This is a genomic window from Rhodococcus sp. P4_E4 (assembly GCF_056401575.1).
Genome location: NZ_JBFUJB010000017.1, coordinates 77868 through 91192, shown reverse-complemented (window position 1 = coordinate 91192; position 13325 = coordinate 77868). Strand labels below are relative to the sequence as shown.

The 13325-nt window shown below is 65.0% G+C and carries 7 protein-coding genes and 1 pseudogene; 2 read left to right on the top strand and 6 right to left on the bottom strand.

Annotated elements, in window-relative coordinates; all coding sequences use genetic code 11:
- Window positions 1-976, bottom strand: a pseudogene (locus AC1DVN_RS20055) (Fe-S oxidoreductase); the annotation flags it as partial.
- Between the two features lie 359 nt (window positions 977-1335).
- On the opposite strand from AC1DVN_RS20055, the gene AC1DVN_RS20050 reads away from it, so the two are divergent.
- Window positions 1336-1986, top strand: a complete 651-nt coding sequence (locus tag AC1DVN_RS20050; RefSeq protein ID WP_477994151.1) for a DUF8020 domain-containing protein — start codon at window positions 1336-1338, stop codon at window positions 1984-1986.
- Between the two features lie 95 nt (window positions 1987-2081).
- Here the strand turns inward: AC1DVN_RS20050 and AC1DVN_RS20045 are convergent, their stop codons facing one another.
- From AC1DVN_RS20045 to AC1DVN_RS20025, 5 genes are all read right to left on the bottom strand, one after another.
- Window positions 2082-3392 (bottom strand): S1 family peptidase, encoded by a 1311-nt coding sequence (locus AC1DVN_RS20045; protein WP_029538548.1) that lies wholly within the window; start codon window positions 3390-3392, stop codon window positions 2082-2084.
- Between the two features lie 223 nt (window positions 3393-3615).
- On the bottom strand, window positions 3616-4956 hold the full coding sequence (locus tag AC1DVN_RS20040) for a S1 family peptidase (RefSeq protein WP_019749373.1): 1341 nt from the start codon (window positions 4954-4956) through the stop codon (window positions 3616-3618).
- Window positions 4957-5065: 109 nt separating this feature from the next.
- The gene (locus AC1DVN_RS20035) at window positions 5066-6313 is read right to left on the bottom strand and encodes a hypothetical protein (protein ID WP_477994150.1); all 1248 of its coding nucleotides are present in this window, start codon (window positions 6311-6313) and stop codon (window positions 5066-5068) included.
- Between the two features lie 111 nt (window positions 6314-6424).
- Entirely contained in the window at window positions 6425-8860 is a 2436-nt protein-coding gene (locus AC1DVN_RS20030; RefSeq protein ID WP_477994149.1) for a LuxR C-terminal-related transcriptional regulator, read from the bottom strand.
- Window positions 8861-8874: 14 nt separating this feature from the next.
- Window positions 8875-10602 carry an Hsp70 family protein gene (locus AC1DVN_RS20025; RefSeq protein WP_243617399.1) on the bottom strand — a complete coding sequence of 576 codons (1728 nt, stop codon included), beginning with the start codon at window positions 10600-10602 and terminating at the stop codon, window positions 8875-8877.
- A gap of 335 nt (window positions 10603-10937) precedes the next feature.
- Between AC1DVN_RS20025 and AC1DVN_RS20020 the strand changes: the two genes are divergently transcribed.
- A complete protein-coding gene (locus AC1DVN_RS20020; RefSeq protein WP_046378121.1) occupies window positions 10938-13223 on the top strand; it encodes an IniB N-terminal domain-containing protein in 2286 nt (761 codons plus the stop codon).
- Window positions 13224-13325: the final 102 nt, after the last annotated feature.

Here is a 13325-nt window from a genome sequence, read left to right as displayed (position 1 = left end):
GCGACATGATGAGCAGCTTGGGGGAGAGCGGCTTTCCGGTGTTCCAAGCAGGGCACTGGGACTGGCAACGCCCGCACTCGGTGCAGGTGGTGAAGTCCAGCCAGCCCTTCCAGGAGAAGTCTTCGATGTTTCCGGCGCCGAGAGTGTCTGTGTCGGGGTCGACGTTCTCCATCGTCAGGACTTTGCCCTTGGACATCATGGGCTTTGCCGCGCCGAGCGCGACGGTGCCGTCGTCTTCGCGCTTGAAGTAGATGTTGAAGAACGCGGAGAAGCGGTGCCAGGCGACGCCCCAGGTGATGTTGCGGCCCACGATCGCGAGCCAGATCATGCCGGTCATCAGCTTGACGAACGCGAACACCGAGATCATGACGGGGCTGGCGGGAAGCAGTTTGGCGACCTGCATGGTGAAGAAGTCGGTCCACGGGTTGGCGTGACCGTAGGTCGCGATCTTGCCGGCCTTGACCATGATCATGCCCAGGCCCTCGAGCAGGACGATGCCCTCGATGACGTAGGCGGCCTTGAAGTTGGAGCCGCCGAACCGGGACAGGCGCGCAGGCAGGCGCGGGTGGTTGAGCTGACGGATCACGATCAGCGTGGTGATACCGATGACGGTGCCGAGGCCCAGGATCTCGTCCCACAGGTGCCACGCCCACGTGTTACCGAAGATGGGCCAGTGGAACTCGGGGTTGAACGTCTGGCCGTAAGCCTCGAACCAGAGCAGGAATCCGCCGAGGAAGCCGACCATGACGAGCCAGTGGGCCCAGCCGACGCTGCGGAACTTGTTCATGCGCGTGTGCGCGATGAACTCGATGATCATCTGCTTGAAGCGAGGGAAGAACGGGCGCCATCGATCGGGTGCCGACTGGCCGATGCGCACGGTGTTGAACATCCTCAGCGCGCCTGAGAGGAAGATGTACCAACACACCAAGCTCAGCAGAGCACCAATCGTGCCCAACGTAATCGTCAGGGCATTCATGTCGCGGCCTTTCGTTTCAGGGCGACGCGTCGGCCACCTCGGGACAGCCCACTGATACTAACCTGCGTTATGTTACCCGCCAGTAACTAGCATTACCAGCCTGTAGATACCGACTGGTAACCGCTCGTGGCCTGGAGAGATCAATCTTCTGCGTCGGACGGGCTTGGTCAAACGCAGACATGTCTGGTCGTCACGTTAGGCGGTGGCCGTCGGGCTCCTTTCTGTCAGGCAGCCCTAACTCGGTTTCCGGGCAGGTGAGGACAACCGACCGGCTGTTATCGTTACGCCCGTCACGCACAGGGGAATCGGGTGGTGTGAGTCATCGACTTGCGCCCGCTCGCTCCCGGGGAGGATCAAAAATGTTCATTCGTAAAGCTGCGGCCATCGCAGCGATGACCATTGCCGCTACGGGCATCGCTGCAGGTACTTCTTACGCAGCTCCGGAGACGTCACCCGACGTTTCGTACACCGCCGAGGTCGTCGACCAGGCTGTTGTCACCACCATCGATGCCGGGGCATTCCGGGTATCGGGTGACGGCACACACGTCGACTTGCAGAACAGCCAGGGCGCAACTCTCGTGAGCCTGCCGCTCGCGTTCAACCTCGGGGACGTTCAGTTCCCGTTCGACGAGACCGTCAGTGAGGACGGCAAGACCCTCACCCTCAAGCCGAACCTGGACACGGCCAGCTCCAAGCCGAAGCCGGTCGCTGCCGAGTTCACCCCGGTTGCTTCGCCTGACGAGGATCAGAAGGCAATCGAGAAGTTCCAGTCACAGCTCGGGCTTGCCACGCAGATCGGTAGCCTCACCGGCACGATCGTCGGTGCAGTCATCGGTTGCATCGTGGGTCTGCCCGGCCTGGTTATCGGCTGCCTCCCCGGCATGGTCACCGGTGCCGGTATCGGTGGAGTCGCCGGTACGATCCTCGCCGGCGGCGGAACCGCAATCGTCGCGGGCATGGACCTGATCAAGGTCCTGAACGCTCCGGCCGGAACAACTCTCTTCCAGTAAGCAGCTCGACCGGTTAGACGTCACGAACGCCGAAACGGGCGCCACACCTTCGAAAGGTGTGGCGCCCGTTTTGCTGTCTCGGGGAATGCGTGCGATCAGTAGTCGCGAACCTTCAGGCCTGGATTGGCGGCGAGGATGTCGTTGATCGGCGTCGCGTACTGCGTCGGTGCTTCTTGTCCGAACAACGTCTCGGCCTGAGCGATCTCGCACAGGGGAGAGGTGGCGACGTTGGACGCACTCGTGATGCCCACTGCCAACGTTCCGGAGACGATGGGGCCACCGCTGTCACCCTGCAGGACGCAGATGTTGGTGGTGAAGCCGTTGTCGAGGGTGTGATCCAAGACCTTGGCGACGCGGTTGACGCCGGTGACGACGCCGCAGCTGAAGCCGGTGGTCGATCCCGCCTTGCAGACCGGGGCGCCCACAATGGGATCGGCGGTACCGGTGATATTGACCGAACGGTTGAACGGGACCCGCACGCTGTTGTTCTCGAAGCGGTACTTCGCGTTGTCGTCGATGTTGATGATCGAGTAGTCACGCCCGTCGAAGCTGCTCTTGGCGAAGTATCCGACGCGGGGCCCGGTCTGGTTGTTCACCATCGGGAAGACCTGGCTGGAGTTCGAGGTGCCGGCAGCGGCACGGTTGGGATCGCAGTGACCGGCGCTGATGTTGACCGTGCGTCCTGAACCGTCGGTGCCGTTGAAGCCGAATGAACAACGCAGTCCGGTGTTACCGGAGGTTGCGCCGAAGGCGTCTCCGCCCAGTGCAGCGTCGCCGGTTGCGGATCCGGTTGCGGGAATGAGGTCCGCGACGATCGGGGGAACCAGTAGCGGCGCAGCGGTGTGGACGACGGTCCGCTTCAGGAACTCAGGCAATTCGATGCCGGCGGCAGGATCGGCGGTGAGGGCGACTCCGTTGCCGACCACGTCGACGGCGATGCCACGCACGAGGTCTGCGACCTCGGCAGGCTGCGAATCGAGCCAGGTGTTGAGTGCCGAGAGTTGACCTTGCAGAGCCTGCTCGCTCTGCGCGACGTCCTTGACCTCGAAGCCGGCCTTCTCGGCGGCCTCGCGGGCAGCATCCTTGTCGCGACCGTCAGCGAGAGCGACGATGCCCTTGCCGAGGTCGTCGAGCCACACGCCGGCAAAAGAGTCGGGAAACTGGACGCGCGCGATGGCGGCGAACTCTGCGAGCTTCTGCGCGAGTTCGGAACGCGAGACGAACTGGTCGGGCGTCAGCGCCAAGTCGTGCTGTAGGGCTTCGGCGAGTTCGACGGGCAGATGGGCTGCCTGATCGGATACACCGGGTTCATTCGGTTCTGCGTTCGCGACCGCGGTAATCGGTCCGAGGAGCAGCAGCGCGGCCGAACCGAACACTGCGGCGCGACGTGCGATGGAGCTTCGCATGTGGGCCTTTCCACTTCGTTGACCGCGTACCACCCCCCTGGGAGCACACGGATACGGCTCACGGACTTGTGGTGAGCCGATCACAGTCGACCATGACTATATGGGTTCGAACGCGCTATTCCCACCCGTTACATGAGCAAACAGCGCTGACCCCGACCGACAACAGCACTGTGCCCGCCGATCAGAACAGATCGGCGGGCACAGTGCGTGAATCAGGCGTTGGTCAACCCGCAGTGCGAACGCGGATTCCGGAACCGACACCGCCGCCGGATGCGCGATCTGCAGCGTCGAGGATGTCTCCGACCGGGATACCCAGATTCGAGGTTCCACCGGAGGTCGCGAGTACCAGGTTCGCTTCGTTGCAACTGGGTGCGCCGCTGCTGTTGGAACCGCTGGTGATGCCCAGCGCCAGGGTTCCGGAGACGATGGCGCCGCCACTGTCCCCGGCGAGGGTGCACGCGGTACCGGCGAACCCGCGGACGGTTCGTGAATCGCCGTCAGCCATGACCAGTTGTGTTTCGACGCGATCGGCTGCCACGACGCCACAGGTGAAGGACGACGTCTGACCCGACTTGCAGATGGGAGCGCCGATCACGGGACGTGCTGTTCCGGTGATCGCGAGGGTGGTCCCGTTGGCACCGCGGACGGCAGCGCGGTCGAGGCCCGCGTCGATGCCCGACTGGTCGAACTTGATGACCGAGTAATCGAGATCACCGGCGTTGTTGCCGACGGAAGACTGTGAGAAGGCGCCGATCAACTGACTGTCGTCGACGTTCGCGTGATTCGGCAGGTAGACCGGCGACTTCGAGCCCTCGGCCGGATTGCAGTGTCCGGCACTGATATTGAGTGCATTGTTCTGATCGTCGACGGCGTTGAACCCGAACGAGCAGACCGAGATGTTCTCGGTCGGTGTCTCGCGAATGGGACCTGTCGACGTGATGTAGGTGTCGCCGCCGAGCGCTCCGGGATCAACCGATCCGCCACCGTCCGGGCTGAGAACGATCTTGGTGTTCTCGAGCAGGGTCGGAAGATTGAGTGCCTGCCCGACGGGGCTGTTCGCAACGTCGATGACGACCTGGTTGTTCAAGACGTCGATAGTCGCCGAATTGACTGCGCGTGATATTTCCTTGGGCAGCCCGGCGATCCATCCGTTGACGTCGGCCAGCGTCTTCTCGAGGGTGTCGGCGGAGACGGGGGCGACGTGGGTGCGGTATCCGTCGTCGGCCGCGATTCGAGCAGCTTCGGTGGTGGTGACGGCTACGACGGGTTGACCGTCGAGTCCCATCCACGATCCGGCGTAGTCGCCGGGGCGCTCGGACTTGAATTCCTGGGCGTACGCGCCGAGTTCCTGAGCTTTGGCAGCGCGGTCGAGATACTCCTGTGGGGAGATCTTCAGATCGCGTGTGATCGCCTCGACCAGCTCAGCCGGAAGCTGGTCGGCTTCGAGCTGTTCGACATGCGTGTCGGAGGCGGGCTCTGCCGATGCCGTCGTGGTGAATGGAGCTGCGAGCAGTAGTGCCGAGGCGCCGACCACAGCGGTGCGGATCGCCAACGAGTTACGCATGAAATCCCTTCAAGTCCCCGGCACCGAGCCGGTAGGTACCGCACCCACCATAGGGGAAAAGTTTCGACGAGGAATATGCGCCTCCTGTCTGGCTGTTCAATCTTTCTGTCTAACTTGGCATTCCGGGTCTCGGGGCCAATGGCATGACGGGCATGTCGGGATTCGGCACCACCGGATCGGTTGTGTCGGTCGGGTTGGAGGGCTGCGTCGGCGTTGTCTGTGTATCAGTGGGGTCGGTCACGGCGGGAGTGTCCGGGGTAGCCGGATCGACCGGATTCAGCGGTCCGACGACCGGCGGCAGGTTCTCGATCCGAAGGGGGTCGAGCTGGATGGTGATCGGCGATCCCTGTTGCGCGGGGACGTTCGCCGTAGTGGATTTCTCGGTACCGGTGCCCGGACTCGCCGGGATGGGCTGGGATTCGGATGAGGTCGATTCCGCGTCGGATGACCACGACTGCGCCGTCGGCTGCGCGCCGAGAGCGGGTACTTCCGACGGGAGCGAGGTCGCTGAGTGCGAAACCGTGCCGGGCTGACTCGCCGCAGTGGCGGGCGTGGTGCCGGTGGGCAGGGGAGATTGTGCGTCGAGAATCCCGGGCGGTGAAATGGTCGGAGTGTGTCCGATGATGACCGCGGCCGCGCACCCCGACACCGTCAGAAAGACTGCGGCGGCGGCGGCGGCGATGATCGGTCGGCGCTCCGACCGCCACTGACGATTCAGCCAACCGTCGACGCTCGGTGCTTTCGTGCCCGGTACTTCCACGCCGGATTCCGGCTCCGGTTCGATCAGGACGAACGGCGGAAACTCCTCGAGGGTGTCCTCTGGCTCGGCAAGATCGGTTGGCTCGGGTTCGGAACAGGTAGAGGTGATCGAGTAAGGCGCGGCCAACGCTGCGGCTCCGCGGGCTGCACTGTCGTCGGCATCCGGATCCGCGAGCCAGGCCGCGGAGGCTTGCTCTTCCGGAATCAGTTCGACGCCGTCGAGATCCATGCTGTCGAGTGCGCCGCGCAGTGCGTCGACGGAATCGTTCGACCAACCTGCCGGGATCACCGCAGAGATGTTCAGGTTCTGATCAGTGAGTGTTCGGACCTCCTTGACCAGGCAATACATTGCTGTCGCTACGAGTTCCTCTCCCCGCGTCATGTGCTCGGAGAAGTTGTCGGTATCGTCAGTTCCGACCCTGTCGAGGAACCTGCGCAAGCCGGTTGACCCCAACGCGGTTTCACCTAGCTGCACGGTGCCGTCAGGAGCGTGGTGCAGCACCGATTCGCGTTCGAGGATCACTGGTTCCGAGTCGGGTTTCGCGATCGCAGCAATGCTTCGTTTATTGCCGACGGCGAGTTCGACTCCCCACTTCATAGCGATCCCCGTTTCACAGTTACCGAACTTTGCTCGGCATGCATGTCCTGATTCCTGTGAAAACTATCACTTAAACGGATATACGCAACCCTCCGGACAATATGCAGCTAACTATTTGTTCGGCGGTGTCATGCTGCGAAGGATGGTGAGTAGTTCCGAACGAGACTGCGCCCCGACGCGCCGCTTGATGCGTGCGACATGGTGCTCGACGGTTTTTGCGGAGATGTAGAGGCGTTCGCCGATTTCCCGATAGGTCAGGCCGACGACGACGAGTTCGGCAACTTCTTGTTCGCGCTCGGTCAGTACCGACGGTGGTGCCGCGCTGTCGGTCGAATCGGTTGCATTCGTCTCGGCCGTCGACGTTGTGCGTAGCGAGCGCGCAACGTGGAGCAATGCGGTGGCCGATTTGGTGTCCGGTGTGCGCAATGCTGCTTCGCCCGCCAAGCGGGCCGCGTCCCAGGGCAGCCCGATGCGGTTGAGTGTTCGCGCTGCAGCTTCCACGTCGTCTGCGTCGACGCTGCCCTGCATGAGTAGAAGCCACTGGCGTCCGGCGGTCGCCAAACCGGCTGCGTAAGTGTGGGTTTTGGCTGATTCCGCGAGTGTATGGGCGTGTGGAAGGAGATCGGCCGGTGACTGCGAGAGGATCGACGCCTGGACGCCGTACCAATGCAGCGGCGAAGACCACAGCGGAGGCTCGCCGAGTGCTCGGAGGAGCGTGCGTGCGTCGTCGACCAGATGCTCGACCTGCTCGGCCTCGTCGAGTCGTACTGCCGCAAGCCACAGTTCGCCGATGGGAAGCAAATTGAAGAGATCCACGCTGCAGGACGAGAGGGTGCCGGCTGCGCCCGACCAGGCGCGCCGCAGCTGGGCGAGATCGCCGGAGCGTCGAGCGAGACCCACGATCATGGCATGCAGAAACAGTGCGTCACGCTCACGGAGGGGGCCGCGGACTACCTCCTCCGGTAGATCTTCGACAGCAGTGTCGTGCCCACGGGTCATCGCGATCCACGCGTCGAGAAGGTGAAGCCGCGCCCACGTGTGACTGCTTGCGTCGTCGGCGGCGATCGCGGCCGCGACGACAGCGGCGGCCCGTTCATGGGCGCCGTTGTGCAGGAGTGCAAGAGCTACCAGCGCCGGGGCGGAATCAGGCTGGAATTCAGATGTGCCGGAGCCGCCGGGGAGCGAAAGTGCGCGCGACATCGTGTTGAGCGCACTCGGTGCACTCCCCGTGACCGATTGCATCAGTCCATTGGCCAGTGTGGCAGCGCCGACCGTGGAGCTCGACGGTGATCCAGTATGCCCGGCGAGCGCCGCGTTCGCGTCATCGACGTTGCCGATGCCGAGGAAGGTGATTGCGGCGAAGGGGGATTCGGTTTCGGTGCGCCCTGGCCCGAGCCAGGTGTAGAGATCTGCGGCGGCGCGGAGTTGGCCGCATGCTGCGGACGAAGCTGCGCGGATTCGCACCGCCGCAGCCAGTCTCGCGTTGTCGAGATCGGGTTCGGCGACGACGGAATCGGCCAGGCGGCAGGCAGTGTCGAGGTCACCACTCCGAGCCGAAACCTGGGCGTACAGCAGCGTGTCCGCCACGCCGAGAGGCTCGATCGAATTCACACGACGAAAAAGATCTGCCGCGACCGTCGGCGTGCTCGCGTCGACTGCGTCTCGTAGTACAGCCGTGAGATCGCGGTGGCGGATGCCGGAGTCGAAAAGTCTTCGTGCTGTATCGATATCGAGGGTTCTCGCGTTCGCTCGTGATTCGACGATTCTGATCAGCTCGCTGCGGATACGTCCTGTGCTGGTCGACTCTGCCACAACGCTCGCGACGAGAGGTGATCGCGAACCGAACAGTCCGGTAGCCAGTGCTCGGTCGAATGCCGCTGTGAGGCTGAACTTCTCCTGTCCCAGATCGAGCTCGAAAGCGTCGATGTCCGGGACGGCGAATGAAACCTCGAGGATCTCACGCTCGATCGGATGCAGAGCGGTGACCTGATGGAGGATGTGTGTGCGTACGGCTGTCGCCATTTCCGGGCGGCCCGCCGAGGCGGCGGTGAAATACGCTTCGACGGCCCCGAAGGAACCACCGGCCAGATGCTCGAGCGTCAGCACGGCACGATCGTCGAGCGGAACTCTTCGCTCCGCGGCGATCTTCCGAATATCTGACCGGTTCAACGGGTTCAGATGTAGGACGGTACCGAAACTCGAGATGTTCGAGTAGATCGGTGCGAGTGGAGGATCGATCCGATCGGAGGCGATGACAACTCCGAGGTCGTCACGTTGAACCAGCTCGTTCAGAGCACGGATTTCGTCGGAGGTCAGAGCCTGCGCGTCCGCGATCACCACAATCGCATCGGCCGGGGCGTCATGCGTGACGACGGTGACCACGGGTCTGTCACCAGATTCGATCCTCTTGCGCACCGCCCTCGTCACTTGGGGCCGAGCGCTGGCATCGGTCCCGGTGACGAACAGGCGCAGTGGCGATGCAGTCAGGTCGATGCCGCGCAAAAGTCCTGCAATGTAAGACGATTCGGTGCCGTTGTCACGGTTCATCGAAAGCCCGCCGGTCAGCGGATCGGCGCGGTGACGCCGCCGACGACACCACCGACCACGTTTCCGACACCACCGACGACGTTACCGAGACCTCCGACCACGCCGCCGACACCGTCCCCGACGCCRTCGACCAAACCGCCGACACCGTTGCCGATGCCGGTCGCAGCATCACCGATACCGGTTCCGACGCCTGCTCCGGGCGCGGGCGCGGGCGCCGGTGCCGGGGCGGGAGCCGGTGCGGGCGCCGGGGCGCCGGGTGCGGCAGGTGCAGGCGCCGACTGGGCGGTCTCACCTGGTGCGGGAGCAGATCCAGCTGGTGCGCCGGCAACCGGAACTGCCCCTGGTGCCGTCGTCGAACCGCCTGCGGCAGCAGGAGAGCCGGGTTGATTGTTCTGAGTAACGTTGTTCGCAGTCGTGGATCCGTTACCTGCTGCTTCGGCTGCCGTGGTGCTGCCGGGGGTAGAGCCCGGCGTGGTCGAAGCGGTGGACGAGGTGGACTCACTGGTGGTGTCCGCCGAACTGGACGGAACGTTGATCTTGTCCATGGCCGTTCCGATTCCGAGTCCGCCTGCGGCGAGCACGATGAACGCTCCTACCACCGCAGCAACGACGCCCACCCTCGACGAGCGTCGAGTCGCCGTGTTCTCTTCCTCTGTCGGCTCGGCAAGCAACGGAGTCGAGAAGGCAGGAACCGGTGCGGGCTTGCGCGACGGCTCGGCGGGAATCACTGCAGTGGCGGCGGCCGGCACTTGCGAGTCTCGGGCGTCGAGGGCGAGTGCCGCGGCGCCGGACGCCGCGCACGACGCGGGATCGGCGTCGGCGATCACCGGAACACGAAGCTCCGCGGACAGTAGTTCGGCGACAAGGGGAATGGACGAGCTTCCGCCGGCCAGAACAACCTGATTGACATCACTGGATTCGACGCCGGCAGATCGCAGGCTTTCGCGAACCAAGGCCACCGATTCGGTGAGGGCGGGCCTGATCAGATCCTCGAGCTCGGAACGAACCAGTCGAATGTCGCTGACGGCGCCGGGAAGCGTCACGCGAGCAACGGTTTCCGTCTCGGTGGAAAGTTCCTCCTTGGCTGCGCGGGCTTGCTCGCGCAGAGTTTCCAGCGCTGCAATCGTCTCGGGAGCAAAGGGATCAAGGGCTGCGAAGTGGTCGGAAACCGCATCGAGCAGGTGCACGGTGACGAGGTGATCGAATTCGTCGCCGCCGATGTCCTCGCTGCGCAGTGGCTTTCCGAAGATCTCGCTTCGTCCGCCGGTCGTGGACATCATCGTGACGTCGAGCGAGCGAGCGCCGAGGTCGTAGACGACGGTCAGACCGTCGTTGGCAGCGTTTCCGGAAGCGGCGAGCCACGCCATGACGGCCGCGGGTTCGGCGACGAGAGTAGCCCCGTGAACCCCGGCGTCGTCCAGCGCGGACTCCATGGTGCGTGCTGTGTGACGATTCCACCCCACCGGGTGAGCCAGGACTACAGCTGGACCTTCTTCGCCGCCAGCCTGGCCGACGAGCGCGCCTACCGCTGTCGCTGCGAGAGACTCGCCGCGGTACTCGGTACCGTCGGCGGCAAGTATCGGGATCGGGTCTCCGACGCGCTCGACAAATCCGGTGATGACGGTTCCGTCGTCCAATTGCAGCGCACTGGGTAAGCGGACCTGTTGCGTTTCACCGGTCGAGCCGTCGGTGACAGCTACGAGAGTGGCCGAACCGATGCTGATGCCGAGCCCTGCCGCCATGAACGAACTCCCCTGGTCGTGGGCGACAGAAGGACTGTCGCGGTTGTCTGCGATGTCGGTTTCAGGACCTGGATCGTTACCGGATCGGAGGCGTCGCGGCGAAGTAGGGGACCGATCCCCTAATCGGAGCAAATCCCCCTATTCCGAACGGGCGTACCCCGTAGGGGGCTTCCCTGTCTGTCCACGCAGAAGAGGGGGATGCTCCCCGTTGGCCCCAGTCGCAAAAGTTCTTAGCGTTGATTCCACTCGCTACCTCTGGCAGCGCACCAGTTTCCGGATCACCGGCAACAACCCACCGGCAACAACCCGGTCAACGAACTTCAGGAGAACCCGCCATGGCAACGAACGCCGTACTCGAATTCATCCTCGGGCTACTTCGTGACGACGAGGCAGCTGCCAACTACTGCGCCAACCCGACCGCGGCACTCAACGCTGCCGGTCTGTGCGACGTCAGCCCCGCCGACATCGTCGCGGTCGCTCCGCTGGTTGCCGAGTCCGGACTCTTTGCCGGTGGCGGCGCCGACCTGTCCGCGATCGTCAACGCCGGCGCGTCCGCTGCGGGTGCCATCGGCGGCGGTCTCGGAATCGGTGGTGGTCTCACCGGTGGACTAGGTGGCGGCCTCGGCGGCAGCCTGGGTCTCGGCGCCGGTGCAGGCCTCGGAGTCGGAGGCGCCCTCGGCGGCCAGTTCGACCTGGTCGGCGACTTCGCAGCAGCCCTCAGCGCTGCGCTTGCCATCGGCGGAGAGATCAGTGCCGACCTCGGCGCAGCCTTCGGCGCCGTCATCGAAGCCGGCCTGGGCCTCGGCGGTGCACTCGATCTCGAAGGAGCTCTCGATCTGGGCGCACAGCTCAGCGCGGCTCTGGGCGGCGCCCTCGGAGTGACCGGCGGTCTGACCGCGGAACTGGGCGCAGCCCTCGACGCCGCCATCGGCGCGGTCGGCGGACTCGACCTGACGGCGGGGCTCAGCGGAGCCCTCGCACCCGTCTTTGCCATCGGTGGCGACCTCGGAGCCGACCTCGGACTGGCTCTCGGTGGACTCCTCGGCGGCGCAGCAGACCTCAGCGGTCTCCTCGACATCGGCGGCGAACTGGGCGCGAGCCTGACCGGCGCACTGGAATCCGCCCTTGCACTGGGCGGCGGCCTCGATCTGGCCGGCGCTCTGACGGGCGACCTCAGCACGGCGTTGTCCGGCGCGCTCTCCGGTGTCCTGGGAGCCGGCGGCACGATCGGCGCCGATCTGGGTGCATCACTCGGCGGCGTCCTCGGAGCGATCACGGATGTCAGCGTTCTCACCGATATCGCGGGCGGCCTCGATCTCGGTGCAGCCCTGAGCGGCGCACTCGGAGGAGCGCTCGGCGTCGGCGGCGGCTTGGAAACTGCACTCGGCGGCGCACTCGACGCAGCATTGGGCCTCGGCGGAGGACTCGACCTCGACGCCGTACTCGGCGGCGGTGCAGACCTGGGCGCGCAGCTCAGCGCGGCACTCTCCGGCGCCCTCGGTGCCGGCGGAACGGTCGGCGCCGATCTGGGCGGCGCACTCGGTGGACTGCTCGGGGGAGCACTCGACCTCGAAGGCGGTCTCGGCGCAGACCTCGCAGCGGCTCTGGGCGGCGGTGCGAATCTGTCGACGGCCCTCGAAGGTGTCCTCGGTTCGGCACTCGGCGTCGATGCCGGGCTGGCGGGCGGTCTCGGCGGCGCACTCGACGCAGCACTCGGCGCAGGCGGACTTACCGGAATCGACCTCGGTGGTGCACTCGGCCTGGGCGGCGAAGCAGGCTTGGCAGCCGGTGTGGCTGCGGCTCTCGACACCGCTCTCGCAGGTGCTGGCGGCTTGGGTGCTGTCGGTTCCGTGGGCACGGACCTCACCGGCGCGCTGGACGGTGCGCTGGGAGCCGGCCTCGGGCTGGGGGGCTCTCTCGACAGCGTTCTCGGTGCCGAAGGCGCACTCGGTGGAGCGCTGGACACGGCACTGAACCTCGGCGGAATCGACACCGGTTCGATCGGCGCCGACCTGCCCTCCGTCGACCTCGGCGCAGTGAACCTTGGCCCGATCTCGGCTGAACTGCCTTCCGTCGACCTCGGAAGCATCGCGGCAGACGGCCTGAACCTCGGCGGTGTGACCGGCGACCTCGGAGCAACGGTGGGCGGTGCTCTGGACGCAACAGCAGGTCTCGACGCAACAGCAGGTCTCGACGCCGCCACGAACGCTGCGGCCGGTTTGGGTGGGTCGCTCGGCGGAGCACTGAACGGCGTCACCGATCTCGGTGGATCGCTCGGCGGGGCTGTCGGAGCAGTCACCGACGTGACAGGTTCGATCGGTGCCGACGCAGCCGCGGCTGCCGGTGGCACCGTCGACGGTGGCGGTACCGTTGGCGGCGGCGGAGTCGCTGACCTGGGTGGATCCCTCGGTGGAGCAGTCAGCGGAGTGTCCGACCTGACAAGTTCCTTGACCGGTGCGCTGAACCCGTGGTCGTCGATCGATGCGACCGACGCTTTCGGTGCGGGCTCCGATTCGGGACTGAGCGCCGATACCGGACACTCGCTCTTCGCCGAGGATTCGGTTGCAGCACCGGTCGATCACATCGACCCGGTTGCGGTTGTCGATCACCTGCATCCCTGATCTGCTGACGCAGGAACTGAAATCGGTCAAAATGACCTGATGTAACAAATCCGGCCCTGCGTGCGCTATGCGTTCGCAGGGCCGGATATTCGAGTCGGGAAG

What these genes read in the sequence shown, in the direction of transcription:
- AC1DVN_RS20030 (WP_477994149.1), bottom strand. Translation starts at nt 8,860, where the DNA reads ATGAACCGTGACAACGGCACCGAATCGTCTTACATTGCAGGACTTTTG.
- AC1DVN_RS20020 (WP_046378121.1), top strand. Translation starts at nt 10,938, where the DNA reads ATGGCAACGAACGCCGTACTCGAATTCATCCTCGGGCTACTTCGTGAC.
- AC1DVN_RS20035 (WP_477994150.1), bottom strand. Translation starts at nt 6,313, where the DNA reads ATGAAGTGGGGAGTCGAACTCGCCGTCGGCAATAAACGAAGCATTGCT.
- AC1DVN_RS20040 (WP_019749373.1), bottom strand. Translation starts at nt 4,956, where the DNA reads ATGCGTAACTCGTTGGCGATCCGCACCGCTGTGGTCGGCGCCTCGGCA.
- AC1DVN_RS20045 (WP_029538548.1), bottom strand. Translation starts at nt 3,392, where the DNA reads ATGCGAAGCTCCATCGCACGTCGCGCCGCAGTGTTCGGTTCGGCCGCG.
- AC1DVN_RS20050 (WP_477994151.1), top strand. Translation starts at nt 1,336, where the DNA reads ATGTTCATTCGTAAAGCTGCGGCCATCGCAGCGATGACCATTGCCGCT.